The organism is Pseudomonas sp. PS02290, from assembly GCF_029960075.1.
GTDB lineage: Bacteria > Pseudomonadota > Gammaproteobacteria > Pseudomonadales > Pseudomonadaceae > Aquipseudomonas.
On sequence record NZ_JASCOY010000006.1, the window covers coordinates 106,381 to 131,355 of the forward strand.

A 24,975-nucleotide genomic window follows, 5' to 3' on the forward strand; every position below is an offset into this window, starting at 1 on the left:
TCAATGCATTCTGTAACACGATCTGAACGCGGCTTCACGCTGATCGAGCTGATGATTACCGTCGCCATCGTCGCCATCCTGGCCGCGATTGCCTATCCGGCCTACACCAAATATGTCCAGCGCGGTTATCGTGCCGAAGGGATCGTGATGCTCAACGACGCAGTGGCGCGAATGGAGCGGTATTACGCGCAGAACAATAGCTATTCGGCGAGTCTCACAGCTTTGGGTTTCGCCAGCGCGACGCCGGCCTCACAAACCGGCAAATACCAGTTGAGCGTAGCTGCGACAGCGACGACGTATTCATTTACCGCAGCCCCTCTGGGGCAGCAAATGCAAGATGCATGCGGTTCGTTGACCATTGACCAACTCGGGAACAAAACATCAGCATCCGGCGCCGCTGAGTGTTTCAAATAGCCGTCACCGCCCCCAACATCCCGCCACACTGGCAGCCCCCGACATCCCGAGATTGTCGCGCCTGCCGGTGTGTTCCAGCACAAAGCTGCCGCAGGCATCGCCTCCCATCAGGCCCCCGCCAATCGGCGACGCGGTCAGCGTAAAGGTCCGCTCCTTGCGCTCAGCCCCTATCCGATAAAATGCATTTCCCACTGACACCTCATGACTAAACGCCGGCGGCCCGCTGACGTCCGAGTACTGCCCTGCCCGCGAATGAAACCGCTCCAGCTTCTGCGCCTCTTCAACCAGCACCCCGGCGATCTCGGAGCGGCGAGTTTTACGGGTGTATTCGCTGTACTGCGGGTACGCGACGGCGGCGAGAATCGCGACGATGGCGATGGCAATCAGCAGTTCAATCAGGGTGAAGCCTGCGGTTGCTCTGTTCATTGCCGCTGCCGCCACATCACGCGACGCTCCTGGGTGTGGATGCTTTCGAGCACGGTGCGTGAGTCGCCCTCGATGCCAACAGCCGTCACGCGATACAAGTTCCAAAACTGACCGTCTGCGCCTTCGGCCGGCTGGTCGGTTTGGCCAACATGCTGAATGCCGTAAAAACCACCTCGCGTCGCGACCCAATCCACGCCCGACGCCGCGCCCGTTCCGCTGCTGGAAAGGGTCAACGCTTCAGGCGGTGGCACACATTTGGCTGGCGACGAACAAGCTGGCAGGGAAAAACCCGGTGCCACGATTTTCGCTTCCGCAAGGCGCAGCGCTGTCTCGGCGGACTGAAACGACCCATCGCCCAGCTTTAGCGTGCCGGCCACTTTTTCCTGGAGCGTGGCGTTTTGCATCGACGATGTGGCCAGCAAGGTCAACAACAGCAGGAACACCAAACTGACGATCAACACCGCACCACGTTGTGCATTCACGTTCATGCACTTACCCCAGTCGATTACGGATGGCAGCGACAACATCAAGGGTCTGTTCCTGGGCCCGGTCTGCGGGGTCGAACAGGGTCAGGGTCAATCGCACGCTGCGGATGAGGGAGGGTTCGGCAGTGGCGGCGTACCGCGAGATGGAGCGGTCGTTGATGGATCCGGCGACGCCGAACAGCACGCTGAACGCGCGAACGTTACTGACCAGAGGCTGGCCGTTCAGCGACAGCTCATTGCGTGCCTCGTTGAAGCGATAGACCTGCCGGTGAATGGGCATGGCGGTCTCATCCACGGCAAGTCGAGGCGCCCGGCCGCTGGAGTACGCGGTGGCGGATGAAATGCAGTCGGTGTGAATGACCCAGGTCGACCAGCCGCCGCCCTCCCCGGTTCCGGCCGTGGCGAGGGTCAGAGTGTGCGAATTGGCGTCCCACGTGATGGGGTCTTCAAACGCCCTGGAGAAACCATTACTGACGCTGGCGTCTTCGACCTTCCCCAGGCAGCCAAACATGCCCACCAGCTGCACTTCCTGGACCATTTTGCTGAGCACGAATCGTGCGTCTTCCTGCAGGCTGGCGGACGATGTCTGACTGGCATAACTGCTCTTTGAACTGATAAATATCTGCGCCAAGGCCAGCGACATCACCAACCCCAGAACCAGCGCCAACATGACTTCGACGAGGCCAAAGCCCCTCTCCAGAGTCTTCATGGCCGTGCGCCCCGCTCGGCAGCGACATCGGCGATCAGCGTAAGTGTTTGCTTGTCCGCAAGCTTCTGGCTGGCACGGGAATCGTCCCACTTCAATGTAAGGGTCACGCTCGATCCCGCCACCGCAATCGATGCCTCGGCGTCGTCACCGACCGCGCGTTTCAACTGCGTCGCGAAGTCGTACAGGTCTTGCTGGCGGGGCACGGCGAGACTGCCGGAAGTAGGCGCCTGACTCAGCGAAGCCAGCGCGTAACGGGTCGCCGGATTGGCGCGGATGCGCTCGAACAGGTCATGGGCGATAAAGCTGACGTGCATGCTGCGCATCGAGCTGTCGGTGTATTTCAGGGCGTTGAGCTGCAACATCGCCACGCCCAATATGCCGACACTGAAGATCAGCAACGCGACCAACACCTCGATCAATGTCATCCCTGATTGCATCGTCTTCCCTCGCATCGTCACCTCTGCCATCCGCTGTGCAGCCACCAGTGAAGCCGATGCGCGGCGGTTTGCCCGGAGGATGTGTAACGGCGGCTTGCGGACATACCGGCTGACAATCGACCCGGTTGTCAGCGCGGCCACGCGGGTGTTTGCTTGAGCGCCGCACTCAACGGAAGACGCTCGTGAAACAGCAAGGATTGACGCTGATTGAACTGCTGGCAGGGTTGGTGATTGTCGGCATCGTCGCCACGCTGGCGATCCCCGCCTTCGGGCAACTGATCGATTCTCAACGCCGTCAGGACACGGCTCAGCAACTGGCCAGTGGGCTGCGAATGGCTCGCACGGAGGCGATTCTGCGCAGTCAGCCGGTGGTGATGCAGGCGCTGGACAATGACTGGAGCCGAGGCTGGAATGTGTTCGTTGACAGCAACCGCAACCAGTTCAGGGACGAGGGCGAGCTTTCTCTGGCCGAGTTCGCCAGCCACCGAAATGTCAGGGTCGTCGGCAACAGCAAAGTAGCTGCGCGGATTGGTTTTGATAACACGGGGCGGCTGCTGAACAACGCCAACGGCACCCTGGCGGTGTGCCTCAAAGACGCACCCGCCAGCCGCTATCAGTTGGCGATCGCGGTGACTGGCAGGGTCACGCTGCGATCCGAGGGATTCGGCAGCGAGCCCTGCGCATGATGCGGTGACAGAATGACCGGATTACAGCAGTGACTTGACGCGCAATTCCTTCGGCATCGAGAAGGTGATGTTTTCCTCGCGCCCGGCCAGTTCGTCCGCGCCGGTCGCGCCCCAGGCGTGCAACTGCTCAATCACGCCACGCACCAGCACCTCGGGCGCCGAAGCACCGGCGGTAATGCCGATGCGTCCAACGCCGTCGAACCAGCTGCGCTGCATGTCTTCGGCACCATCAATCAAATAGGCCGGGGTCGACATGCGCTCAGCCAGTTCGCGCAGGCGATTGGAGTTGGAGCTGTTCGGGCTGCCGACCACCAGCACCACGTCACACTCATCGGCCAGAACCTTTACCGCATCCTGACGGTTTTGCGTGGCATAGCAGATGTCGTCTTTACGCGGACCGCCAATGGCCGGGAATCGCGAGCGCAAGGCGTCGATCACACGGCTGGTGTCGTCCATCGACAACGTCGTCTGGGTCACGAAAGCCAGGTTCTCGGGGTTGCCGACCTGCAGCTTGGCGACGTCCGCTTCGTCTTCGACCAGATAGATCGCGCCGCCATTGCTGGCGTCGTACTGGCCCATCGTGCCTTCGACTTCCGGGTGGCCGGCGTGACCGATGAGGATGCACTCGCGGCCATCGCGGCTGTAGCGCGCCACCTCGATATGCACTTTGGTCACCAGCGGACAGGTGGCGTCGAACACCTTCAAACCGCGACCTGCCGCCTCGGTGCGCACCGCCTGTGACACGCCGTGGGCACTGAAAATCACGATGACGTCGTCCGGCACCTGCTCAAGCTCTTCGACGAAGATCGCGCCACGGCTGCGCAGGTCTTCGACGACGAATTTGTTATGAACCACTTCATGGCGCACGTAAATCGGCGGGCCAAACACTTCCAGCGCGCGATTGACGATTTCGATCGCACGGTCCACCCCGGCGCAGAAGCCTCGTGGGTTGGCGAGTTTGATTTGCATGATGTGCCTCGTGTCTACGCGCAATGAAACATAAAAACGAAAAGGCCCCGAACAGTGCCGGGGCCAAGCGCTCTGGCGATGCTCAGAGTGCCTTCACCTCGAAAATTTCCACTTCGAAGGTCAACGTCTTGCCCGCCAGCGGGTGATTGAAATCGACGGTGACCTGATCATCGTCTATCGCTTTCACCACGCCCGGCAGCTCGGTATTCGCCGCATCATTGAAGATCACCAGCAGCCCTTCGGACAGCTCCATGTTCTGGAACTGCGAGCGCGGCATGATCTGCACATTCTGCGGGTTCGGCTGACCGAAAGCGTTTTCCGGCGGCACCTGAAGCGTACGTTTGTCGCCGGCTTTGAAACCGAAAATCAGCGCTTCGAAGCCAGGAAGCAGGCTGCCATCGCCGACCTTGAAGGTCGCTGGGGCCTTGTCGAACGTGCTGTCGACGTTGTCGCCGTTTTCCAGGTGCAGGGCGAAATGCAGGGTGACTTCCGTGTTCTGACCGATGCGTGTTTCCTGTGCTGCCTGTTCGGTCATCAACTGATCAGTCATTGACGGTTTCTCCGGTTTTCTTGCTCTTGAACATGTCCAGAGCCAGCATGATCGCGCCGACGGTGATGGCGCTGTCCGCGACATTGAAGGCCGGGAAGCCGTGTTCTTTCCAATGCACGAAGATAAAGTCTATGACATGGCCGATGAAGATTCGGTCATACAGATTGCCGAGCGCCCCACCCAATATCAGGGCAAGGGCAATCGCCAGCCAGGTTTCGTCACGCCCCAGGCGCTTGAGCCAGACCACCAGCACCCCACTCACCACGACCGCGATCAGTGCAAACAACCAGCGCTGCCAGCCGGAACTGTCGGCCAGGAAGCTGAACGCAGCGCCAGTGTTGTAGGCCAGCATCCAGCTGAAGTAGTCAGGAAGGATGACGATCTGCTCGTACAACTCCAGACGGTTTTCGAAGTAGAACTTGCTGGCCTGGTCAATGACCACCACCAGCACGCTCAGCCACAACCAACCCAGTCGGCCCATACGGCCAGCCGATGCATTAGGCATAGTGACGAACCTCGCCTGCGCCGCTGATGTTGTCGACGCAACGACCGCAGATTTCCGGATGCTCAGGATTGACCCCGACGTCCTCGCGGTGATGCCAGCAGCGCGCGCACTTGGCGTGGCCGGATTTGACGACCTTGAGCTTCAGACCGGCCACTTCGGTAACCACAGCATCGGCAGGCGCGCTGACGAAAGGCGCGACACTGGCCGTCGAGGTGATGAGCACGAAACGCAGCTCGTTGCTCAGTTTGGACAGATCCGCAACCAGCGCGTCTTCAGCGTACAGCGTGACTTCGGCCTGCAAGTTGCCGCCAATGGCCTTGGCCGCGCGCAGGTTCTCCATCTCCTTGTTGACCGCGACCTTCACCGCCATGATCCGCTCCCAGTAGGCGCGGTCCAGCTCGAAGCCTTCTGGCAGCTCGCTCAGGTTCTGGTACCAGGTGTTGAGCATGACCGACTCGTTACGCTCGCCCGGCAGGTACTGCCACAGCTCGTCGGCGGTAAACGCCAGGATCGGTGCGATCCAGCGAACCAGCGCTTCGGAGATGTGGAACAGCGCGGTCTGGCAGGACCGACGCGCCTTGCTGTTGGCGCCGGTGGTGTACTGGCGATCCTTGATGATGTCGAGATAGAAGCCGCCCAACTCCTGCACGCAGAAGTTGTGCACCTTCGAGTAGACGTTCCAGAAACGGTACTCGCCGTAATGCTCTTCCAGCTCACGTTGCAGCAGCAGCGCGCGATCCACGGCCCAGCGATCCAGCGCGAGCATGTCTTCGGCGGGCAGCAGGTCGGTCGCCGGGTTGAAGCCGGTCAGGTTCGAGAGCAGGAAACGCGCGGTGTTACGGATGCGACGGTACGCATCGGCGCTGCGCTGCAGGATGGTGTCCGAGACGGCCATTTCGCCGGAGTAATCGGTCGCCGAAACCCACAGACGCATAATGTCGGCGCCCAGCGTGTCGTTGACTTTCTGCGGTGCGATGACGTTGCCCAGCGACTTGGACATCTTGCGGCCGTTCTCGTCCACGGTAAAACCATGGGTGAGCAATTCACGGTACGGCGCGTGATTGTCGATGGCGCAACCGGTCAGCAGCGACGAGTGGAACCAGCCACGGTGCTGGTCGGAGCCTTCCAGGTACAGGTCGGCGCGTGGACCGGTTTCGTGGCCCATCGGGTGCGAGCCGCGCAGCACATGCCAGTGCGTGGTGCCGGAATCGAACCAGACGTCCAGGGTGTCGGAGATCTTGTCGTACTGCGGCGCTTCGTCACCCAACAGCTCGGCCGCGTCCATCTTGAACCAGGCTTCGATGCCTTCCTGCTCGACGCGCTGGGCGACTTCTTCCATCAGCTCAACGGTGCGCGGGTGCAGCTCGCCGCTTTCCTTGTTCAGGAAAAACGGGATCGGCACACCCCAGTTGCGCTGACGGGAGATGCACCAGTCAGGGCGGTTGGCGATCATCGAGTGCAGGCGCGCCTGCCCCCATGCCGGGACGAACTTGGTTTCTTCGATGGCTTTCACGGCGCGGTTGCGCAGGGTGTCGCCCGACGCTGGCTGCTTGTCCATGCCCACGAACCACTGCGCGGTGGCGCGGTAGATCAGCGGCGTCTTGTGGCGCCAGCAGTGCATGTAGCTGTGGGTGATGGTTTCGGTGTGCAGCAACGCGCCGACTTCGGTCAGCTTGTCGATGATGGGCTGGTTGGCCTTGAAGATGAACTGGCCGCCAAAGAACTCCAGCGACGGGCTGTACACGCCGTTGCTCTGCACCGGGCTGATGATGTCGTCGTTGGTCAGGCCGTAGGCTTTGCAGATCACGAAGTCATCGACGCCATAGGCCGGCGAGCAGTGAACTACGCCGGTACCGGCACCCAGCTCGACGTAGTCGGCCAGATAGATGGGCGACAGACGATCGTAGAACGGATGACGGAAATTGATCAGCTCAAGCGCCGAACCCTCGGCCGTCGCCAACACCGAACCTTCGAGGTTCCAGCGCTTCAGGCAGGACTCAACCAATTCCTCGGCCAGCACCAGCAGACGCTCGCCGGTATCGACCAGCGCGTAGGTGAATTCCGGGTGAACGTTGAGCGCCTGGTTCGCCGGGATGGTCCACGGGGTGGTGGTCCAGATCACGATGGCAGCAGGTTTGCTCAGGCTCGGCAGACCGAAGGCGGCAGCCAGCTTGTCGGCATCGGCAACCGGGAAGGCCACGTCGATGGTGGACGATTTCTTGTCCTGGTATTCGACTTCTGCTTCAGCCAATGCCGAGGCGCAGTCGAAACACCAGTTGACCGGCTTCAGGCCCTTGAAGACGAAGCCGTTCTTGACCATTTCGGCCAGCGCGCGGATTTCCCCGGCTTCGTTGGCGAAGTCCATGGTGCGGTACGGGTTGTCCCAGTCGCCGAGCACGCCCAGACGAATGAACTCGGCTTTCTGGCCTTCGATCTGCTCGGCCGCGTAGGCACGGCACAGTTCGCGGGTCTTGTCCGCAGGCAGGTTTTTGCCGTGGGTGACCTCGACCTTGTGCTCGATCGGCAGACCGTGGCAATCCCAGCCCGGAACATAAGGCGCGTCGAAGCCCGAAAGGGTCTTCGAGCGAACGATCATGTCCTTGAGAATCTTGTTGACCGCATGACCGATGTGGATATTGCCGTTGGCGTACGGAGGCCCGTCGTGCAGCACGAACTTGGGCCGATCCTTGCCGATTTCACGCAGCTTCTGGTACAGGCCAATGCTGTCCCAGCGCTGCAGAGTTTGCGGCTCGCGCTGGGGCAGGCCGGCCTTCATCGGGAAGGCGGTGTCCGGAAGATTAAGCGTGGCTTTGTAGTCGGTCATTTCAGGCTCTAAAGTTTAGCGGTTGGTCGTGCCAGTGGGCACGAGCGGCAGCGACATCCGCATCGATCGCCGTCTTGAGCGCCTCAAGGGAGGCAAAGCGCTGCTCATCACGCAGCTTCTGGTGGAATACCACCGTCAAACGCCGGCCATAGATATCGCCGGTAAAATCCAGAAGGTGAATCTCCAGGTGGGGACGCCCATCGCCCGCCACGCTGGGACGCACGCCAATGTTGGCGACGCCCGGCCACACCTTGCCGTCAATCTGCGCGCTGACCAGATAGACACCGGTCAATGGCACGCGACGACGTTTGAGTTGCACGTTGGCGGTGGGCGTACCCAGCTGACGCGCCAGTTTCTGGCCATGCAGCACGCGGCCGGAAATCTCGAACGGGCGGCCCAGCAAATGCTCCGCCAGTTTGAAGTCTGCGGCGGCAAGCGCGGTGCGCACCTTGGTGCTGCTGACGCGGAAGCCGTCGATCTCGACAGTCTGTGCCGCTTCGACGGTAAAGCCCTTCTCGGCGCCTACGTTTTGCAGGAAATCAAAATCACCGATCCGGTCGCAGCCAAAGCGGAAGTCGTCGCCGACCTCCAGATGCTTCACGCCCAGGCCATCTATCAGCACGGTGTCGACAAACTCGGAGGCGCTGAGCCTGCTGAAACGCTGGTTGAATGCCAGACACAACACCAGATCAACGCCCTCGCCAGCAAGCAGATCAAGCTTGTCACGCAGTCGGGCCAAGCGGGCCGGCGCCGTCTCGGGAGCGAAGAACTCGCGCGGTTGCGGTTCGAAGATCACCACACAACTGGGCAAACCCAGCTCGACGGCACGCTCACGCAGGCGCGCCAGGATAGCCTGGTGACCCCGGTGAACACCGTCGAAATTGCCAATGGTGGCGACGCAGCCCCGGTGCTGCGGGCGCAGATTGTGAAGGCCTCGAACCAGCTGCATAACGCGCTTCTTGCTCATAAAGTGGCCGATTATAACCACACACCGCCGTCAACGACAGGCGACACATCCGGGCAAACCGCAACAATCGACGTTAACCGGCAGAAAACGACGACTGATCCTACAGGATCGCCTTGCGGGCGAAATGCCTGACCCGGAAACCCAACACCAACAAGGTGCTGAAATACGCCAGGACACCTGCCAGCACCAGCGCACCCAGGCGAAGGAATCGCTGCAGCATCTCACCGTCCGACCAGGCGGGCATCACATGCATCAGGCCCAGCAGCACGGCGGACATCACCGCCACGGCGACAATCAGCTTGCCCAAAAACACCGGCCACCCTGGCTGCGGCTGAAACAGGTCCTGCTTGCGCAACTGCCAGAACAGCAGCAAGGCGTTCAGGCATGCGCCCGCGCTGATCGCCAGCGCCAGACCCGCATGAGCCAAGTGGATGACGTAGACGAAAAGCAGGTTGAACAGTTGAGTCACTATGAGGGTGAAGATCGCGATTTTCACCGGAGTGCGGATATTTTGTTGGGCATAAAAGCCGGGGGCCAGCACCTTGATCACAATGATGCCCAGCAGCCCGACCGAATACGCGACCAGCGCACGCTGAGTCATCGCGGCATCTTCGCCGTCGAACTTGCCATACTGAAACAGTGAAACCGTCAGCGGCTCGGCGAGCAATCCGAGCGCCAGGGTGCACGGGAGCACCAGCAGGAAGCACAGGCGCAGGCCCCAGTCGAGGATGCGCGAATATTCGTGGCGATCCCGACTGGCGTAGGTTTTCGAGAGAATCGGCAGAAGAATCGTCCCCAACGCCACGCCGAGCACACCAGAAGGCAGCTCCATCAGACGGTCGGCGTAGTACATCCACGACACCGAGCCGGCAACAAGGAACGAGGCGAAGATCGTGTTGATGATCAGCGATATCTGACTGACCGACACCCCGAGCATGGCCGGCAGCATTTGCTTCATCACCCGCCAGACCCCGGTGTCGCGCAGGTTGAGTCGCGGCAGCACCAACATGCCGATCTTTTTCAGATGCGGCAGCTGATAGAGAAGCTGCAGCAGCCCACCCGCCAGCACCGCCCAGCCCAGCGCCATGACGGGCGGGTGGAAATACGGCGTGAGAAACAGGGCGAAGAAGATCATCGCCAGATTGAGCAGCGTCGGCACGAACGCCGGAACGGAGAAGCGATTCCACGTATTGAGGATCGCGCCGGCCAGCGAAGACAGCGAGATGAGCAATATATAAGGAAAGGTCACCCGCAACAGGTCCGAGGTGAGCTGGAATTTCTCCGGTGTGTCGGCAAATCCCGGCGCAGTCGCCCAGATGACCCAAGGGGCGAACACGACGCCCAACACAGTGACGATCGCCAGCGCCAACGTCAGCAAGCCGGTGACATACGCAACAAATGTGCGGGTTGCCTCTTCGCCCTGCTGGCTTTTGTATTCCGCCAGGATCGGCACGAATGCCTGGGAAAAGGCGCCCTCAGCAAAGATCCGGCGCAGCAGGTTAGGCAGTTTGAAGGCGATAAAGAAGGCATCAGTGGCCATGCCGGCGCCGAATGCGCGCGCGATGATGGTATCGCGGACAAAGCCCAGCACCCGCGAAAGCATCGTAATAGAGCTAACGGCGGCAAGCGATTTGAGTAGATTCATCGAAAGGTTGTACGCCTGACCAAAGGAAGCGCCAAAGCGCGTTCCATATATGCGATACTCCGCGCCGCAAAACAGCTCAGAGCCAAAGCCCGCGAGTTTACAGGTCGCACGCCGGAAAGAAATCACCTCGGCACCACACCGCGACCACTCAGCGGAACGCATCAACTGCCCTTGACAAGCGTCAATCTCATCGGCATGATTCGCGGCCTATTTTGTTAGCTATTTCCCAAGTCTTTCGAGGAGCTCGACGGTGGCCAACACACCTTCCGCCAAAAAACGTGCAAAACAGGCTGAGAAGCGTCGCAGCCACAACGCCAGCATGCGTTCCATGGTTCGTACCTACATCAAGAATGTAGTTAAAGCCATCGACGCTAAAGACGCTGAAAAAGCGCAAGCTGCTTATGTTCTGGCCGTGCCAGTTATCGACCGTATGGCCGATAAAGGCATCATCCACAAGAACAAAGCTGCTCGCCATAAAGGTCGCTTGAATGGCCACATCAAGGCTCTGAACCTTGCTGCTGCAGCCTAAGCGATCCGCTTGTTAAAAAACCGACCTCAGGGTCGGTTTTTTATTGCCTTCGATTTGACGCTTCAGCATCAAGGCGCGGGAGCAGGCGCCCACGGCAGAATCGGGATCGCGGTCACGGCATTCTGCGGACTGCCCTCGATCACCTTGTCGCTGTAGACGAGGTACACCAGCGTGTTGCGCTTTTTGTCGAGGAATCGCACGACCTGCATGGTCTTGAACACCAGCGAAGTCCGCTCCTTGAACACCTCGTCACCGTCCTTCAATTGCTCCTTGAAGTGAATGGGACCGACCTGCCGACAAGCGATGGACGCCTCTGCACGATCTTCAGCCAGACCCAGACCGCCCTTCACCCCACCGGTCTTCGCGCGGGACAGATAGCACGTCACGCCATCGACTTTGGGGTCGTCGAAAGCTTCGACCACGATCCGATCGTTCGGACCGACCATCTTGAACACGGTCGATACCTGGCCGATCTCTTCAGCCGACGCCAGCACTGGCAACATCAGTAACGCGCCTACCAGCCCTTTCATGACTCGCATGTATGCTTCCTTCTTTTGATAATGCACTTCAGACCAGAATCAGGTTGTCACGATGCACGAGCTCAGGCTCAGCCATGTAACCCAACTCTTTGACAATGGCGTCAGAGGGCAGGCCGATGATCTTCTGCGCCTCGAGCGCACTGTAATTGCTGAGACCGCGAGCGATCTCGCGACCGTCAGCCGCCACGCACACGACCATCTCGCCGCGACGAAAGCTGCCCTGCACCAGCTTGACGCCGACTGGCAACAGGCTCTTGTGGCTTTCGGTCAATGCCTTCACCGCGCCCTCGTCCAGCACCAGCGTGCCACGGGTTTGCAGATGCCCGGCCAGCCACTGCTTGCGAGCCGCGAGCATCTCGCGCTCCGGGGACAGCAACGTGCCCAATCGCTCACCGGCCTTCAAACGCGCAAGGACACGCTCGATGCGACCACCCACAATCACGGTGTGCGCGCCGGAACGAGCGGCGAGTCGTGCAGCACGCAATTTGGTCTGCATGCCACCACGACCCAGCGCACCGCCGGTGCCGCCGGCCACTGCATCAAGGGCGGGATCATCGGCGCGGGCTTCATAAATGAGCTGCGCTTCAGGATTGTTGCGAGGGTCGGCATCGAACATGCCGTCACGGTCAGTCAGGATGACCAATAGGTCGGCTTCAACCAGGTTGGCCACCAGCGCCGCCAGGGTGTCGTTGTCACCAAAACGGATCTCGTCGGTGACGACCGTGTCGTTTTCATTGATGACAGGGACGACGCCCAGCTCAACCAGAGTGCGCAGCGTGCTTCGTGCATTGAGGTAGCGCTTGCGGTCAGACAGATCGTCGTGGGTGAGCAGAATCTGCGCGGTGTGCCGCTGATGCTCGGCAAAGCTCGACTCCCACGCCTGCACCAGACCCATCTGACCAATCGCTGCAGCAGCCTGAAGCTCATGCATGGCACTCGGTCGCGCAGTCCAGCCCAGACGGCTCATGCCGGCCGCTACCGCGCCGGACGACACCAGGACCAGTTCGACACCCGCCTCATGCAGGGCCACCATCTGCTCGACCCAAACACCCATCGCGTTGCGATCCAGACCCTTGCCGTCCGCCGTCAGCAGCGCACTTCCGATCTTCACCACCCAACGCTGGGCACCTGTCACCTTGCTCCGCATGATCTTTCAACCTTAAGCCAGAGAGTCCGAATTCTAGATACTAAAACGCCGCTTCAAGAGCGGCGTCGTAGTTTACTGCAGTCGATCAGTCGCGGACGTAAATGATTTCCGGACCATCTTCGTCTTCCACGTCCTCCTCATCCCAATCGTCATCGCCGATGTCATGCACGCTCTTCACGCCGCTACGGCGCAGAGCACGCTGATCATCCAGCGCCTGCAGCTGGGCACGGGCTTCGTCCTCGATGCGTTGATCCAGCTCAGCCAGCTCGGCAGCGTAGGCCGGGTCATTGGCCAGACGGTCAGCGCGGTCTTCGAGGTAGCGCATGATGTCGTGTGTCAGGCGATCGGTGCCTTCTTTGGCGATGGCCGAGATCACGTAGACAGGGCCGGTCCACTCCAGGCGATCAATGATCTCCTGCTTGCGGGCTTCATGCTCTTCTTCGAGGATCTGGTCGCACTTGTTCAGCACCAGCCAGCGATCACGGTCAGCCAGCGCAGGGCTGAACTTGACCAGCTCGTTGACGATGACTTCAGCGGCATCCGGCGCACTGCTTTCATCCAGCGGCGCCATGTCGACGAGGTGCAGCAGCAGACGTGTACGCGCCAGGTGTTTGAGGAAGCGAATCCCCAGACCGGCACCGTGGGAAGCGCCTTCGATCAAGCCGGGAATATCGGCGATGACAAAGCTTTTCCAGCGATCGACACTGACAACGCCCAGGTTCGGCACCAGCGTAGTGAACGGGTAATCGGCGACCTTTGGCTTGGCAGCCGATACCGAACGAATGAACGTGCTCTTGCCGGCATTCGGCAAACCGAGCAGACCGACGTCAGCCAGTACTTTCAGCTCCAGCTTGAGGTCACGCTGCTCACCCGGCTTGCCCGGAGTGGTCTGACGCGGCGCACGGTTGGTACTGGATTTGAAACGCGTGTTACCCAGACCGTGCCAGCCACCATGGGCCACCAGCAGACGCTGACCGGCCTTGGTCAGGTCACCGATGACCTCTTGGGTACCGGCGTCGATCACGGTGGTGCCGACCGGTACGCGCAACACCAGCTCTTCACCCTTGCGACCGGTGCAGTCGGTGCTGCCGCCGTTCGAACCGCGCTCGGCGTCGAAATGGCGGGTGTAGCGGTAGTCGACCAGGGTGTTGAGGTTTTCGTCAGCGATCATGTAGATCGAGCCGCCGTCACCACCATCACCGCCGTTGGGACCACCGTTCTCGATGAATTTTTCGCGGCGGAAGCTCATGCAACCGTTACCGCCATCACCGGCCTTTACTCGAATGGATACTTCATCAACAAATTTCATAGCGCACGCCTCCCGTCACAAAGACGAGCAAACAACATTGATTCATAAGGCTCTTGCAAAGATGAGCGTTGCGATACCGATCAAAAACCAGCGACTTCACACCACAACGGCCCACACAAACAGCTTTGCAAGAGACTCACCAGAAACAGGACCTTCTACAAACGAAAAAGCCCTGTCATCGACAGGGCTTTTCAGCTCAGGAGGCGTGAAGGTCAGGCCCTCACACCCCCTGAACGCAAGATTATGCCGCGACTTCAGTCTTTGGCACGATGCTTACATAGCGACGACCGAAGGCGCCTTTAACCTGGAACTTGATCACGCCTTCGACTTTAGCGAACAGGGTGTGATCCTTGCCCATACCAACGCCGTAGCCAGCGTGGAATTGGGTGCCGCGCTGACGCACGATGATGTTGCCCGGAACGATAACCTGGCCGCCATACATCTTCACGCCAAGGCGTTTGGCTTCTGAATCGCGACCGTTACGGGTACTACCACCAGCTTTTTTGTGTGCCATGAGTCAATTCTCCTAGTGAGGATTAGGCTGAAATTAAGCCTGAATACCGGTGATTTTGATCTCGGTGTACCACTGGCGGTGGCCCATACGCTTCATGTGGTGCTTACGACGACGGAACTTGATGATGCGGACTTTATCGTGACGACCTTGGGAGATCACTTCAGCCACAACGGTAGCGCCTGCAACAACTGGAGCGCCGATGTTCACGTCGTCGCCATTGGCAACCAACAGAACGCGATCAAAGGTAACGGATTCGCCGGTAGCGATTTCCAGTTTCTCAATCTTCAGGTATTCACCTGGGGCGACCTTGTATTGCTTGCCGCCAGTAACGATTACTGCATAAGACATGGTGTATCTCCGATAATCCTGCTCACCCAGCTCTTTATAGGAAGAGGTATTGGCTGGCATGGCTGCACAAGGCTGGAAGGCCGACATGCAATTGCGTAAGGCAGGTGCTGCCCAGGAAGTTAGGGTGCGCGATTGTACGCAAGCGATCAACGCCTTGCAAGCTGCGTTATGTCACGCCTTGACAGGGTGGGGCCTGCAACCTAGCATGCCGCGCAACCCTTCTGGAGCACGTCTCGCTGATGCAACCCCAAGCCTTCTACACCGCTGTGGCAGACGACTTTACCGCCGTCGACCACATTATCAAGAAGCAGCTGACATCGCGCGTGCCGCTGGTCTCCAAAATCGGCGACTACATCACTTCTGCTGGCGGTAAACGCCTGCGCCCGTTGCTCGTTCTGTTATGCGGCAAAGCGCTGGGCTCTGGCGGTGATGACTTGCGCCTGTTGGCCGCAACCATCGAATTCCTGCACACCGCTACCCTGCTGCACGATGACGTTGTCGACATGTCCGGCATGCGCCGTGGCCGCTCGACCGCCAACGCGATGTGGGGCAACGCACCGAGCGTGCTGGTAGGGGATTTTCTGTATTCGCGCTCGTTTGAGATGATGGTCGAACTGGGCTCGATGCAGGTGATGCAGATCCTGTCGAAGGCTACCCGGGTTATCGCGGAAGGCGAAGTGTTGCAGTTGTCCAAAGTGCGCGACGCCAGCACCACCGAAGAAACCTACATGGAGGTCATCCGCGGCAAAACCGCGATGCTCTTCGAAGCATCGACCCACAGCGCCGCCGCACTGGCCAATGCCGGTCCCGAGCAAAGCGAAGCACTGCGCACCTTTGGTGATCATCTGGGGGTCGCTTTCCAGTTGGTCGACGACCTGCTGGACTATCGCGGCGACGCCGAAACCCTCGGCAAGAACGTCGGCGACGACCTCGCCGAAGGCAAGCCTACCCTGCCGCTGATCTACACCATGCGTGAAGGCACCCCTGAACAAGCCGCGCTGGTTCGTCAGGCCATTCAGAAGGGCGGCCTGGAAGATCTCGAAAGCATCCGCGATGCTGTGGAAAAGTCAGGCGCCCTCGAATACACAGCCCAGCTTGCACGCGACTACATTGCTCGCGCCATTGCCTGCCTGGATGTGCTGCCCCCGAGCATCTACCGCGACGCCCTCGTCGAGCTGAGTGAATTTGCGGTCGCGCGCACGCACTGACCGCTGCCCTGCTCCACCGAACGCCCGTCCACGTGACGGGCTTTTTGTTGCCTGCGATTCAGGACCGTTTGATAGACCTAACGCTCTAATGCGAATTAATCTCAAATAGATCCTTGCTATTCCTCAGATAAGAATTATTCTCATTGAAACACTCAGGAGAATCACATGACGTATCTGATTGATGCCTGGCTTGATCGCCCACAGCCCTACCTTCGCATTCTGGATCGCGAGACGGGCAAAGTGTGTGCAGTGCTGGAGGAAGAGGCGCTCGACGAGTTGCGTGATCAGGGGGATCTGGATGTCAGCAGCTTGAGCTCAAGCGAACCCGGTGTTCAGAAGGAGATGGTGCGAAGTCTGTTTCTGTTCTGCTATGCGCGGGCATTGCGCCCGGCCATTGAACTGCATTGATGAGAACAGATAAAACGACGATGCCGAGCCAGCGCGGGGCTGACTCGGCATCTGTCGAGCGTGAATCGTGAACCTTACAGAACGTCGAGCAGCTCGACGTCGAAGACCAGGACGCTGTGTGGCGGAATGCTGCCAACGCCTTGAGCGCCGTAGGCCAGTTCGCTAGGAACGTACAGGCGCCATTTGCTGCCGGCCTTCATCAGTTGAAGAGCTTCGGTCCAGCCTGGAATCACGCCGCCAACCGGGAATTCAGCCGGCTCGCCACGATCGTAGGAGCTGTCAAACACAGTACCGTCTATCAGCATGCCGTGGTAATGGGTGCGCACGTTGCTTTCGCGGGTCGGTTGAGCGCCCTCGCCCGCAGTGATCACTTCATATTGCAGACCGGAGGCCAGAGTGGTCACGCCATCACGCTTGGCGTTTTCAGTCAGGTATTCCTTGCCTGCGCCAGCTGCTGCTTCAGCTTTGGCTGCTGCTTCGGCTTGCATGATTTCGCGGATGACTTTGAAGCTCGCGCTCATTTCTTCCTGGCCAACACGGCTCGGCTTGCCGGCGAAAGCGTCGGTCAGGCCAGCCAGAATAGCGTCCAGATCGACGCCCGGTGGCGGGTTGTCACGCAGTTGGTCGCCCAGTTGACGGCCAATACCGTAGCTGACGCGAGTTTCGTCGGTGGACAGATTGACTTCGGACATGAGACTGCTCCGCTGAAGAGCGCCCTCGGGCGCCCGTATTTAAAGGCCGGGCAGCCTAGCACAAAGCGTAATACCCGTAACCTCTACCACGCGGATCGAAAAGCCAGGGGGATTTTGACGTCTTGATTCAGGTCGTCGTTCACGCCGCACATCTCGTCGTGAACCACGGCGTGGACCAGATTGAACGGCATCGGCGCAACCGGCTGCAGCAGTTCGCGTGCGTGCTCGACTGAGCGCAGGTGCAATGCCTTGTTCTGCGCATCGACCAAACGATGCGCGACGCCCTGCATCCTGGCTTCCAGCAAGTAAATGCCGCCTTCGATGGAGATCAGATTGAGCTCTTCAACACCTCCGGTGCTGGCGTGGGAAATGAGTTCCTGAAGGTTCATGGCAAATCCTCGCGGGTCGCAGGAAGTCGATCAGTGCTTGGTGACTTTGTCCAGAAAGCCCATGGCGCAGGCCGACACAACAAAGGTCATGTGGATGATCACGTACCACATCAGGTACTGCGGCTCGATGTTCTTGGCGTCCATGAACACCCGCAACAGGTGAATGGACGAAATCGCGACGATGGACGCGGCGACTTTCATCTTCAGGGACGAAGAATCCATCTTGCCCAGCCAGTTGAGCTTTTCCTTGCCTTCGTCGATGTCCAGCTGCGACACGAAGTTCTCGTAGCCGGAGATCATCACCATGACCAGCAAACCACCGACCAGCGCCATGTCGATCAACGACAGCAGCACCAGGATCAGGTCAGATTCGGCCAGCGCGAATACGTTGGGGATGATATGGAAGATTTCCTGGAAAAACTTCAGCGCCAGCGCCAGCAGTCCCAGAGACAAACCAAAGTAGATCGGCGCCAGCAACCAGCGGGATGCGTACATGGCATTTTCGATAAAACGTTCCATTGAAGCTCACTGATAATTTAAAAGCTCGCGAGTATAGGGCGAGGGCCGATTAGCACAACCCACTGCGAAAAGAGTTGAAACAATAACGCCCGAACGGGCACAGGGAAAGCTCGACAAATCCGCGCCTGCAGACCGTAGAAAGCAGACGCGGAGCGCCTCGAGATGAAGGGGGTCAGTTGGCGGGAGACGTCCGCTGACCCACGGCGGCGTCGCTGTTGATTCTTCGCAGCTCCCCCTGAAGGTGAAGCCCCCAGATCGGGATCTCCTCCGCCGTTTGATAGCCATGCAGCAGGAGGCTTTCGGCAATGGCATCAAGGACCGATTCGGCAGCAACCGGTCCATGAAAAGGCCCCTGAGCCTTGAGTGCGGAGGGCTGTTCGCCAGACATCCCGGCGGCGAACAGCAAGGTCCACATTCCTTTATCGCCTGACAGCGGGCGAACAACACATTCGATTCGGGTCACCAGACCCAGGCATTGGCGAGTGAGGCAGAGGCTGCGCGGCATGGCGAGCTCCTTATTGATTGCAGTATTCATATCCTTCGCATAACGAAGGAAACGCGTCAGTCCCTTTGACAACTGCTGCAACCCGACAATATCGAACAACTACCCCGTTGGAAAAGCGCGAAAACGAAAAGGGCGCCGAATGGTCATTTGGCCATCAAACGCCCCGTTTCATTGACGTCAAAGGCCTAGCTTTTCAGCTCGGGCTGTAATTGTGGCGCCTCCTTTTCGAGCTCTTTGAGGTCGTCGTCGCTGAGCATTTCAGCGATGTCGCGCAGGCGGTCCACCACCCTGCCGTTCACCGAATCATCGGGGAATTGACCGTCCTCGTCCGCTTCACCCACCGGCATGCCGACCAACAGACTCAGCGCCTCATCCACCTGACGCACGGCGTACACGTGGAACTGCCCCGCGCGCACGGCTTGCAGCACGCGCTCGTCCAGCATCAGCGTGGCGACGTTGGCGTGGGGAATGATCGCGCCTTGATCGCCCGTAAGACCTCGGGCTTCGCAGAGTCGGAAGAAGCCTTCGATCTTCTCGTTGACGCCGCCGACCGCCTGGACTTCGCCGAACTGGTTGATCGATCCGGTGATAGCGAAACACTGTTTGAGCGGGGTTTTCGACAGTGCGGAAATCAGCGTGCAGACCTCGCCGAGGGAAGCGCTGTCGCCATCGACGTAGCCGTAGGACTGTTCCAGCGCGATGCTCGCGGAAATGGCCAGCGGGAATTCCTGGGCGTAACGGCTGCCCAGATAACCGGTGAGGATCATTACCCCTTTGGAGTGAATCGGCTGGCCCAGGTTGACTTCACGCTCGATGTCGACGATGCCGCTACCGCCCGGGTAAACCGTCGCCGAGATGCGCGCCGGCACACCGAACGCCGAATCACCCACTTCCAGCACCGTCAGCCCGTTGCACTTGCCGACCGCCGCGCCCTGGGTGTCAATCAGGATGATGCCGGCCAACATGTCGTCGAGAATCCGCGCGGACACACGACCGGTGCGGGTGGCCTTGGCTTTCAACGCGCGCTCGATGTGCCCGGCGTCAGTGCGCTCGTCACCGGCCACACTGCGGATGAAGTCCGCCTCGCTGACCAGTTGGAACAGATCACCGATGCGCGCCGACAAGCGCCCCTGGTGCTCGGCGAGGCGCGCGCTGTACGTGGCAAGGCGCGCGACTGCGTCCGCCGTCAGCGGCGCCATGCCCTCCTCCGAGGTCCGGGTTTTGAGCAACTGGGCGAACTGCTCCAGGCTCTCGTCGACCATCGGAATGTCTTCATCGAAATCCACCAGCACCCGGAACATTTCCTGGAAGTCCGGATCTAGGTCCTGCAGCGTGTAATACAGCGACCGCGCGCCAATGATGATGACTTTGACCTGCAGCGGGATGGTCTGCGGGGTCAGCGTTACGGTGGCCAGACGACCCAGTTCACCCAGCGGCGCTTCCATTTTCAGTTTGCGCGATTGCAGGGAGCGCTTCAGCGCGTCCCACACGAATGGCTCGCTGAGCATTTTCTCGGCTTCCAGCACCAGAAAACCGCCGTTGGCCCGGTGAAATGCTCCGGGGCGCAGCTGACGATAGGTGGTGTAAAGCGCGCCTTGGTCGGTGCTGTATTCGATGCGACCGAACAGGTTGTCGTAGGTCGGGTGCGGCTCGAATACCACCGGCGCGCCGCCGCTGGCGGAATGCCCGACCATCAGGCTCGGGCAGTATTGCTCTTCGAGCAGCTTGCGCGCCTGGGCATCGGTTTTGCTGTCGTCGACGAGTTGCTCGACCACGGTCCTGAGCAGATTGACCTGCACTGCCTGAAGGTAGGCGCACACCGCTGCGTTCTCGGCGTACTGCTCGGACAACGGTGCCAGCAAAGGCTGAAGCGCGAGGATGATGGTCTCTTCATTGAGCTCACGCATCTGGTTGTTGGACTCGCGCTTCCACTGCGGCAGGCTGGCGAGCTCCTCATTCAACCGCTCTTCCAGCGTCGAAATATCGGTGTGAAAACGCTCGCGCTCGGCTTCCGGCAATTGCGAAAACTCGGCCTCGTCCAGCGCCTTGCCTTCGAGCATCGGGGTGAACGCAATGTTGGTGTTGTCGCGGTACAGCGCGATGTCCTTTTCCAGCGCAAGACGTTCGATGACATCGAGGGCGCGGTCGTAGCGCTGATTGAAGGCGCGGTCGATCGAGCTCTTCTTCTGCTGGTAGGACGGATGCTCGAACACCGCAGGAAACGTCGACAGCAGGTTGTCGATCAGTCCGTTGATGTCGGCAATGAACGCACTGGCGCTGCCGGGCGGCAGTTCAAGGGCGCGCGGCTCACGGGCGTCATCGAAATTATTGACGTACACCCAGTCCGACGGCGTCTGCATGCGCTTGGCTTCGGCCTTGAGGTAGCGCTTGACGAAGGAGAAGCGGCCGGTGCCGGGCTCGCCCATGACGAACACGTTGTAACCAGGGCGCGGCATGGCGACGCCGAATTGCAGGGCTTCGACCGCGCGCTCCTGGCCGAGTACGCCGCGAAAGGGTTCCAGATCGTTGGTTGTCGTGAAGCTGAACTGTTCAGCGGAAAAGGGACGGGTCAGCGCTTCGGGCGCAAGTCGCAAGCTGGCAGCAACAGAATCGGGCATCGGACATCCTTACATCAGGCGGGGCAGATGGGCGCATTCTGGCGCTCGCCGCACCGCACTGGCAAGGCATGAACCACCTGATCGCTTTTCCGTATGAGGAACCGGCCTACACACCCGGCGGAGGCGGATTACACACAACAATCTGCATTTACTCACGGAACGTTCATATCGTGCCTAAACTCCAACTTGCGCGACCGGTAACAATTTAAATAACCGGTCCGCCCTGGCGCCCTTCCGGCCAGGAATCCGACCCTTGGTTGAAACAACAGAGACTAAAGCTATGAAACGGATTCTTCTTGGTACTCTCTTCGCCGCTGTGTCCATCAACGCCATGGCTCAAGCTCCTGGCGGTCCGGACTGCGGCTGGGGCAACATGCTGTTTGAAGGTCAACGCGGCACTCCAGCTCACTTCCTCGCTTCCACCACCAACGGTACTTCGGGCAACGCCACCTTCGGCATGACCTCGGGCACCAACGGTTGCTCCACCAACAGCGCGCTGACCTACGGCGGCAAATCCTGGATTGCCATGAACGGCATGATGGACGAGCTCTCCAAAGACATGGCCATGGGTCAAGGCGAAGCACTGACCACGTACGCGGTCGTGTTGGGCGTTGCACCGGAAGACCGTGCGCATTTCGCCGCAGTCACCCACGAGCACTATCAGCAGATCTTCACCAAGGCCGACGCCACTGCTGAAGATGTTCACACCAACACCATCGACGTGCTGAAGAACGATCCGACTCTGGCTAAATACGCGACCCAAGCTTAAAGTCGTGCCGCCTGCCTTCCTCCCCGGAAGGCAGGTTCTCCGCCCTGCCCACTTCTGACTAGTTGCCAATCTATGCTCAAACGCCTTGCCTGGCTGGTGCTCTGTGTCTGCGCCCCGCTGTACGCCGCGCCTCACGTCGACAATGATCGTTTGCAGCAACTGGCCAATTCCAGGTTCTGGATCTCCATCGGTCACTACGAAGCCGGCAAGCTGGGTGGCTGGCGCAGTTATGTCGATGACCCGAAGTTTTTCCTCGCCCAGAACGGCGCCCATGATCCCAAAGCCGAGTTGGCCGCGACGCTTGAGGCGATCTACCGTCCTGTCACTCAAGGCCAGGAAAACGCCCACCCGCAATGCGTCTACCCCTCCCGCACGCGCTTTTTGCGTGACGAATTGAAGCTGACCGATTTGCCTGCGGTCGACTGCAAAGAATTCAACAAATGGTTTTCCGATGTGGCCCCGGACAGCACTGTGCTGATTTTCCCGGCGGCGTACCTCAACAGCCCGTCGTCCATGTTCGGCCACACGCTGCTGCGCATCGATCAGGCCGACGTGCAGGCGAACAAGACCGCTTTGCTCAGCTACGCGATCAATTTCGGCGCCTACATCGAGGGCTCCGACAACAGCATTTTGTACGCATGGAAAGGCCTGGCGGGCGGCTACCCCGGGCTGTTCGCACTGGTTCCGTACCAGGAAAAGCTTTCTGAATACCGCAGCCTGGAGAACCGCGATCTGTGGGAATACCGCCTCAATCTGACGCCGGAAGAAACCCGGCGCATGGTCGAGCACGTGTGGGAACTCAAACAGATCCGCTTCGGGTATTTCTTCTTCGACGAGAACTGCTCCTATCGCCTGCTTGAGCTGCTTCAGGTGGCTCGCCCGAGCCTGGACCTGACGCCGCAGTTTCGTCTGACGGCGATCCCCACGGACACCGTGCGCGCGGTGAAGGAAGCGGGTCTGGTCGAAAAGATCGACTATCGCCCGTCCAGGGAGCGCGAACTGCTGAGCCGCGCCGAGCCGTTGAACCACGACGAGCAACAATGGGTGTTGAAAGTCAGTGCGGACCAGAAGCAAATGCAGGGCCCCGAATACATCGCGCTGCCGAAGGAACGTCGCGCGTTGATTCAGGACGCGGCCTACAGGCTGGAGCGGTATCGCGCCAACGGCCAGGAGCGTGACCCTACCAGCGCGCAACGCAGCTATGACTTGCTGCGCGCAATCAGCACCAATCCGCCGCCTGCCCTGGAGATTGAGCGCCCGGGGCTGCCGGAAGACGGGCATGAGTCGCGCACGTGGCAACTGGGTGCGGGCACGCGGGATGACAAGGCGTTCGCCGAATACGGCCTGCGCATGGCGTATCACGATTTGAACGACAACGCGTACGGCTTCCCGCTGGGCGCGCAGATCGAGATTCTGCAGCTCAAGCTGCGCCAGTACGAAGACAGCCACTGGCAGGTGCAGCGGCTCGATCTGGCGACCATCCGCTCGCTGACACCGCGCAACGAGCTGTTGCAGCCCTGGTCTTGGCAAGTGGCGGGTGGCCTTGAGCGGGTGTTGGGCAAGCATGGCGACGAAAACCTGGTCAGTCACGTCAACGGCGGCGCGGGTGGTACCTGGAAGCTGGGGGATGACGTGCTGGGCTTCGCCATGGGAACGGTGCGAGTCGAGCACAACAACGATTTCTCCGCGCTGGTTTCGCCGGCGGCGGGCTTCAACACCGGCGTGCTGTGGCGTAATCCGCTGGGTAACTTCAGCCTGGAAACCAAGGGCGATTACTTCACCAACGGCGAAGTGCGGCGCAACATCAGCCTCAACCAGCAGTGGGAGCTGTCGCGCAACCTTGGCCTACGGCTGAGTGCGCAGCGGGATTTTAGCCAGCTGACCTCGCCAGTGAATGAAGTGATGCTGGAGCTTAAGTGGTATCACTATTGAGTAGTGCTCTCAGCCGCAGATTTATCTGACGAGAGATGAGTGTAGGAGCGAGCTTGCTCGCGAAGAGGTCCGTACATCCGCTAAATCTTCTTTGGCTGAAATACCGTCTTCGTGGGCAAGCTCACTCCCACATGGGCAGCGCTTGCTGCGCAACGGTGCGGCGTGGGCGGCGAAAACGCCTATGGAATCCGCGTCAGACCACTGCTGCGGTATAGCCCTCTTCCTCAATCAATCCGACCACCTGCTCAGGCACAAGCTGGCTTTGTACCCTGACCTCGCCCGTCGCCAGATCAACCTGCACCTGCGCCGTGGGGTCTTGCCCCTGAATGGCGCCAGTAACGGCGCGCACGCAATGCGCGCAGGTCATGCCTTGAACGTTGAATACCTGCATGTGCTAACTCCTCTTCTCATCGAAAATACGTGATGGCGCCATCTAAGACCTTCCCGTCGGGGCAAGGTCAAGTTTCCGGGGGATCTGCCGGGCTGGCATTCATCTGCACTCTGCGCCAGAGTGCGCCTACAACCGTCATATCAGGAGAATCAGTCATGCGCTGGTCAGCCTTTCGTATTGCAGGTTTCGCCGGCCTGTTGGCGTGCGCATCCTGGGCTCATGCCGATCAGGACTACGGCGTGCTGATCATTTCCCGCGAGCGCCTGGAGGTTTCCACCTCCTGCGAAATCGGAATCTTCATGCAGGACCAACTGGTCGGCCGTCTGTACCAGGAGGAGTCGCGCTCATTTAATCTGCCTGCAGGCGATGTGTCGGTGCGCTTGCGTGTGCTCCCGGGTCAGACGCCGGGCTGCTCGCCAGGCATCGAAGCGCAGAACAACACGCGTCTGCACATCAATGCGGGTGACGTTTTGAAATACCGCATCGCTTCGGGTCCGAACGGGATGTACTTGAAGAAGGCGGATTTAAATTACTAGCCGCC

At 59.8% G+C, this 24,975-nt stretch carries 29 protein-coding genes; 8 read left to right on the plus strand and 21 right to left on the minus strand.

Annotation, left to right across the window (positions count from 1 at the left end; genetic code table 11):
• Window positions 1-3 precede the first annotated feature (3 nt).
• The gene (locus QMX88_RS05565; protein WP_282367091.1) at window positions 4-414 is read left to right on the plus strand and encodes a type IV pilin protein; all 411 of its coding nucleotides are present in this window, start codon (window positions 4-6) and stop codon (window positions 412-414) included.
• A gap of 3 nt (window positions 415-417) precedes the next feature.
• Here QMX88_RS05565 and QMX88_RS05570 read toward each other — a convergent pair whose 3' ends face one another.
• From QMX88_RS05570 to pilV, 4 genes are read right to left on the minus strand one after another with little or no spacing between them, the layout of a single operon-like run.
• Complete coding sequence (locus tag QMX88_RS05570) at window positions 418-840, minus strand: type IV pilin protein (RefSeq protein WP_192173390.1); 423 nt, start codon at window positions 838-840, stop codon at window positions 418-420.
• Complete coding sequence (locus tag QMX88_RS05575) at window positions 837-1,328, minus strand: pilus assembly PilX family protein (RefSeq protein ID WP_282367093.1); 492 nt, start codon at window positions 1,326-1,328, stop codon at window positions 837-839. Before QMX88_RS05575 ends, QMX88_RS05570 begins: the two co-directional genes overlap by 4 nt.
• Window positions 1,329-1,332: 4 nt before the next feature.
• Entirely contained in the window at window positions 1,333-2,034 is a 702-nt protein-coding gene (locus QMX88_RS05580) for a PilW family protein (protein WP_282367094.1), read from the minus strand.
• Entirely contained in the window at window positions 2,031-2,471 is a 441-nt protein-coding gene (gene pilV, locus QMX88_RS05585; RefSeq protein ID WP_282367096.1) for a type IV pilus modification protein PilV, read from the minus strand. The genes QMX88_RS05580 and pilV overlap by 4 nt, the downstream gene beginning before the upstream one ends.
• 182 nt (window positions 2,472-2,653) lie before the next feature.
• Between pilV and QMX88_RS05590 the strand changes: the two genes are divergently transcribed.
• Window positions 2,654-3,157 carry a GspH/FimT family pseudopilin gene (locus QMX88_RS05590; RefSeq protein WP_192173394.1) on the plus strand — a complete coding sequence of 168 codons (504 nt, stop codon included), beginning with the start codon at window positions 2,654-2,656 and terminating at the stop codon, window positions 3,155-3,157.
• Window positions 3,158-3,178: 21 nt separating this feature from the next.
• On the opposite strand, the gene ispH is transcribed toward QMX88_RS05590, so the two are convergent.
• The 6 genes from ispH to murJ all read right to left on the minus strand — a co-directional run bounded on the left by ispH (window position 3,179) and on the right by murJ (window position 10,617).
• Window positions 3,179-4,126 (minus strand): 4-hydroxy-3-methylbut-2-enyl diphosphate reductase, encoded by a 948-nt coding sequence (ispH, locus tag QMX88_RS05595; protein WP_192173395.1) that lies wholly within the window; start codon window positions 4,124-4,126, stop codon window positions 3,179-3,181.
• Between the two features lie 82 nt (window positions 4,127-4,208).
• A complete protein-coding gene (gene fkpB / locus QMX88_RS05600; protein ID WP_282367168.1) occupies window positions 4,209-4,661 on the minus strand; it encodes an FKBP-type peptidyl-prolyl cis-trans isomerase in 453 nt (150 codons plus the stop codon).
• Window positions 4,662-4,668: 7 nt separating this feature from the next.
• Window positions 4,669-5,181 carry a signal peptidase II gene (lspA, locus tag QMX88_RS05605; protein WP_065987672.1) on the minus strand — a complete coding sequence of 171 codons (513 nt, stop codon included), beginning with the start codon at window positions 5,179-5,181 and terminating at the stop codon, window positions 4,669-4,671.
• Entirely contained in the window at window positions 5,174-8,005 is a 2,832-nt protein-coding gene (gene ileS, locus QMX88_RS05610) for an isoleucine--tRNA ligase (RefSeq protein WP_282367101.1), read from the minus strand. The genes lspA and ileS overlap by 8 nt, the downstream gene beginning before the upstream one ends.
• Window position 8,006: 1 nt before the next feature.
• Entirely contained in the window at window positions 8,007-8,954 is a 948-nt protein-coding gene (gene ribF / locus QMX88_RS05615; RefSeq protein ID WP_192173398.1) for a bifunctional riboflavin kinase/FAD synthetase, read from the minus strand.
• Window positions 8,955-9,072: 118 nt separating this feature from the next.
• Window positions 9,073-10,617: a murein biosynthesis integral membrane protein MurJ gene (gene murJ, locus QMX88_RS05620; RefSeq protein WP_282367103.1), complete on the minus strand. Its 1,545-nt coding sequence runs from the start codon at window positions 10,615-10,617 to the stop codon at window positions 9,073-9,075.
• Between the two features lie 250 nt (window positions 10,618-10,867).
• On the opposite strand from murJ, the gene rpsT reads away from it, so the two are divergent.
• Entirely contained in the window at window positions 10,868-11,146 is a 279-nt protein-coding gene (rpsT, locus tag QMX88_RS05625; RefSeq protein WP_037015424.1) for a 30S ribosomal protein S20, read from the plus strand.
• A 68-nt stretch (window positions 11,147-11,214) separates the two neighbouring features.
• Here the strand turns inward: rpsT and QMX88_RS05630 are convergent, their stop codons facing one another.
• The 5 genes from QMX88_RS05630 to rplU form a co-directional block, all read right to left on the minus strand.
• The gene (locus QMX88_RS05630; protein ID WP_282367111.1) at window positions 11,215-11,685 is read right to left on the minus strand and encodes a CreA family protein; all 471 of its coding nucleotides are present in this window, start codon (window positions 11,683-11,685) and stop codon (window positions 11,215-11,217) included.
• Window positions 11,686-11,713: 28 nt separating this feature from the next.
• Window positions 11,714-12,832 carry a glutamate 5-kinase gene (gene proB / locus QMX88_RS05635; RefSeq protein WP_282367112.1) on the minus strand — a complete coding sequence of 373 codons (1,119 nt, stop codon included), beginning with the start codon at window positions 12,830-12,832 and terminating at the stop codon, window positions 11,714-11,716.
• An 85-nt stretch (window positions 12,833-12,917) separates the two neighbouring features.
• The gene (gene cgtA / locus QMX88_RS05640) at window positions 12,918-14,141 is read right to left on the minus strand and encodes an Obg family GTPase CgtA (RefSeq protein ID WP_282367114.1); all 1,224 of its coding nucleotides are present in this window, start codon (window positions 14,139-14,141) and stop codon (window positions 12,918-12,920) included.
• Between the two features lie 241 nt (window positions 14,142-14,382).
• Entirely contained in the window at window positions 14,383-14,655 is a 273-nt protein-coding gene (gene rpmA, locus QMX88_RS05645) for a 50S ribosomal protein L27 (protein WP_037015434.1), read from the minus strand.
• 33 nt (window positions 14,656-14,688) lie between these two features.
• On the minus strand, window positions 14,689-15,003 hold the full coding sequence (rplU, locus tag QMX88_RS05650; protein WP_003176051.1) for a 50S ribosomal protein L21: 315 nt from the start codon (window positions 15,001-15,003) through the stop codon (window positions 14,689-14,691).
• A 239-nt stretch (window positions 15,004-15,242) separates the two neighbouring features.
• On the opposite strand from rplU, the gene QMX88_RS05655 reads away from it, so the two are divergent.
• Together QMX88_RS05655 and QMX88_RS05660 are read left to right on the plus strand one after the other, a co-directional pair.
• Window positions 15,243-16,211, plus strand: coding sequence for a polyprenyl synthetase family protein (locus QMX88_RS05655; RefSeq protein WP_192173402.1), 969 nt, complete (start codon window positions 15,243-15,245; stop codon window positions 16,209-16,211).
• Window positions 16,212-16,376: 165 nt separating this feature from the next.
• Window positions 16,377-16,619 (plus strand): PA4570 family protein, encoded by a 243-nt coding sequence (locus tag QMX88_RS05660; protein ID WP_192173403.1) that lies wholly within the window; start codon window positions 16,377-16,379, stop codon window positions 16,617-16,619.
• Between the two features lie 74 nt (window positions 16,620-16,693).
• Here QMX88_RS05660 and QMX88_RS05665 read toward each other — a convergent pair whose 3' ends face one another.
• From QMX88_RS05665 to QMX88_RS05685, 5 genes are all read right to left on the minus strand, one after another.
• On the minus strand, window positions 16,694-17,311 hold the full coding sequence (locus tag QMX88_RS05665; RefSeq protein ID WP_282367123.1) for an FKBP-type peptidyl-prolyl cis-trans isomerase: 618 nt from the start codon (window positions 17,309-17,311) through the stop codon (window positions 16,694-16,696).
• Between the two features lie 83 nt (window positions 17,312-17,394).
• Entirely contained in the window at window positions 17,395-17,700 is a 306-nt protein-coding gene (locus tag QMX88_RS05670; RefSeq protein ID WP_192173404.1) for a DUF6482 family protein, read from the minus strand.
• A 30-nt stretch (window positions 17,701-17,730) separates the two neighbouring features.
• Window positions 17,731-18,219, minus strand: a complete 489-nt coding sequence (locus QMX88_RS05675) for a TIGR00645 family protein (RefSeq protein WP_122535348.1) — start codon at window positions 18,217-18,219, stop codon at window positions 17,731-17,733.
• Window positions 18,220-18,391: 172 nt separating this feature from the next.
• Window positions 18,392-18,724, minus strand: coding sequence for a PA4575 family protein (locus tag QMX88_RS05680; RefSeq protein WP_192173472.1), 333 nt, complete (start codon window positions 18,722-18,724; stop codon window positions 18,392-18,394).
• Between the two features lie 185 nt (window positions 18,725-18,909).
• Complete coding sequence (locus QMX88_RS05685) at window positions 18,910-21,342, minus strand: Lon protease family protein (protein ID WP_192173405.1); 2,433 nt, start codon at window positions 21,340-21,342, stop codon at window positions 18,910-18,912.
• A gap of 280 nt (window positions 21,343-21,622) precedes the next feature.
• Here QMX88_RS05685 and QMX88_RS05690 point away from each other — a divergent pair, with 280 nt between their 5' ends.
• Window positions 21,623-22,111, plus strand: a complete 489-nt coding sequence (locus QMX88_RS05690; RefSeq protein ID WP_122535346.1) for a DUF3015 domain-containing protein — start codon at window positions 21,623-21,625, stop codon at window positions 22,109-22,111.
• 72 nt (window positions 22,112-22,183) lie between these two features.
• Window positions 22,184-24,043 carry an Lnb N-terminal periplasmic domain-containing protein gene (locus QMX88_RS05695; RefSeq protein WP_282367134.1) on the plus strand — a complete coding sequence of 620 codons (1,860 nt, stop codon included), beginning with the start codon at window positions 22,184-22,186 and terminating at the stop codon, window positions 24,041-24,043.
• Between the two features lie 193 nt (window positions 24,044-24,236).
• Here the strand turns inward: QMX88_RS05695 and QMX88_RS05700 are convergent, their stop codons facing one another.
• Window positions 24,237-24,434 carry a heavy-metal-associated domain-containing protein gene (locus QMX88_RS05700; RefSeq protein WP_282367136.1) on the minus strand — a complete coding sequence of 66 codons (198 nt, stop codon included), beginning with the start codon at window positions 24,432-24,434 and terminating at the stop codon, window positions 24,237-24,239.
• Between the two features lie 155 nt (window positions 24,435-24,589).
• Between QMX88_RS05700 and QMX88_RS05705 the strand changes: the two genes are divergently transcribed.
• Window positions 24,590-24,970, plus strand: a complete 381-nt coding sequence (locus QMX88_RS05705) for a hypothetical protein (protein ID WP_192173408.1) — start codon at window positions 24,590-24,592, stop codon at window positions 24,968-24,970.
• Window positions 24,971-24,975: the final 5 nt, after the last annotated feature.

What these genes read in the sequence shown, in the direction of transcription:
- QMX88_RS05565 (WP_282367091.1), top strand. Translation starts at nt 4, where the DNA reads ATGCATTCTGTAACACGATCTGAACGCGGCTTCACGCTGATCGAGCTG.
- QMX88_RS05570 (WP_192173390.1), bottom strand. Translation starts at nt 840, where the DNA reads ATGAACAGAGCAACCGCAGGCTTCACCCTGATTGAACTGCTGATTGCC.
- QMX88_RS05575 (WP_282367093.1), bottom strand. Translation starts at nt 1,328, where the DNA reads ATGAACGTGAATGCACAACGTGGTGCGGTGTTGATCGTCAGTTTGGTG.
- QMX88_RS05580 (WP_282367094.1), bottom strand. Translation starts at nt 2,034, where the DNA reads ATGAAGACTCTGGAGAGGGGCTTTGGCCTCGTCGAAGTCATGTTGGCG.
- pilV (WP_282367096.1), bottom strand. Translation starts at nt 2,471, where the DNA reads ATGCAATCAGGGATGACATTGATCGAGGTGTTGGTCGCGTTGCTGATC.
- ispH (WP_192173395.1), bottom strand. Translation starts at nt 4,126, where the DNA reads ATGCAAATCAAACTCGCCAACCCACGAGGCTTCTGCGCCGGGGTGGAC.
- fkpB (WP_282367168.1), bottom strand. Translation starts at nt 4,661, where the DNA reads ATGACCGAACAGGCAGCACAGGAAACACGCATCGGTCAGAACACGGAA.
- lspA (WP_065987672.1), bottom strand. Translation starts at nt 5,181, where the DNA reads ATGCCTAATGCATCGGCTGGCCGTATGGGCCGACTGGGTTGGTTGTGG.
- ileS (WP_282367101.1), bottom strand. Translation starts at nt 8,005, where the DNA reads ATGACCGACTACAAAGCCACGCTTAATCTTCCGGACACCGCCTTCCCG.
- ribF (WP_192173398.1), bottom strand. Translation starts at nt 8,954, where the DNA reads ATGCAGCTGGTTCGAGGCCTTCACAATCTGCGCCCGCAGCACCGGGGC.
- murJ (WP_282367103.1), bottom strand. Translation starts at nt 10,617, where the DNA reads ATGAATCTACTCAAATCGCTTGCCGCCGTTAGCTCTATTACGATGCTT.
- QMX88_RS05630 (WP_282367111.1), bottom strand. Translation starts at nt 11,685, where the DNA reads ATGCGAGTCATGAAAGGGCTGGTAGGCGCGTTACTGATGTTGCCAGTG.
- proB (WP_282367112.1), bottom strand. Translation starts at nt 12,832, where the DNA reads ATGCGGAGCAAGGTGACAGGTGCCCAGCGTTGGGTGGTGAAGATCGGA.
- cgtA (WP_282367114.1), bottom strand. Translation starts at nt 14,141, where the DNA reads ATGAAATTTGTTGATGAAGTATCCATTCGAGTAAAGGCCGGTGATGGC.
- rpmA (WP_037015434.1), bottom strand. Translation starts at nt 14,655, where the DNA reads ATGGCACACAAAAAAGCTGGTGGTAGTACCCGTAACGGTCGCGATTCA.
- rplU (WP_003176051.1), bottom strand. Translation starts at nt 15,003, where the DNA reads ATGTCTTATGCAGTAATCGTTACTGGCGGCAAGCAATACAAGGTCGCC.
- QMX88_RS05655 (WP_192173402.1), top strand. Translation starts at nt 15,243, where the DNA reads ATGCAACCCCAAGCCTTCTACACCGCTGTGGCAGACGACTTTACCGCC.
- QMX88_RS05660 (WP_192173403.1), top strand. Translation starts at nt 16,377, where the DNA reads ATGACGTATCTGATTGATGCCTGGCTTGATCGCCCACAGCCCTACCTT.
- QMX88_RS05665 (WP_282367123.1), bottom strand. Translation starts at nt 17,311, where the DNA reads ATGTCCGAAGTCAATCTGTCCACCGACGAAACTCGCGTCAGCTACGGT.
- QMX88_RS05670 (WP_192173404.1), bottom strand. Translation starts at nt 17,700, where the DNA reads ATGAACCTTCAGGAACTCATTTCCCACGCCAGCACCGGAGGTGTTGAA.
- QMX88_RS05675 (WP_122535348.1), bottom strand. Translation starts at nt 18,219, where the DNA reads ATGGAACGTTTTATCGAAAATGCCATGTACGCATCCCGCTGGTTGCTG.
- QMX88_RS05680 (WP_192173472.1), bottom strand. Translation starts at nt 18,724, where the DNA reads ATGCCGCGCAGCCTCTGCCTCACTCGCCAATGCCTGGGTCTGGTGACC.
- QMX88_RS05685 (WP_192173405.1), bottom strand. Translation starts at nt 21,342, where the DNA reads ATGCCCGATTCTGTTGCTGCCAGCTTGCGACTTGCGCCCGAAGCGCTG.
- QMX88_RS05690 (WP_122535346.1), top strand. Translation starts at nt 21,623, where the DNA reads ATGAAACGGATTCTTCTTGGTACTCTCTTCGCCGCTGTGTCCATCAAC.
- QMX88_RS05695 (WP_282367134.1), top strand. Translation starts at nt 22,184, where the DNA reads ATGCTCAAACGCCTTGCCTGGCTGGTGCTCTGTGTCTGCGCCCCGCTG.
- QMX88_RS05700 (WP_282367136.1), bottom strand. Translation starts at nt 24,434, where the DNA reads ATGCAGGTATTCAACGTTCAAGGCATGACCTGCGCGCATTGCGTGCGC.
- QMX88_RS05705 (WP_192173408.1), top strand. Translation starts at nt 24,590, where the DNA reads ATGCGCTGGTCAGCCTTTCGTATTGCAGGTTTCGCCGGCCTGTTGGCG.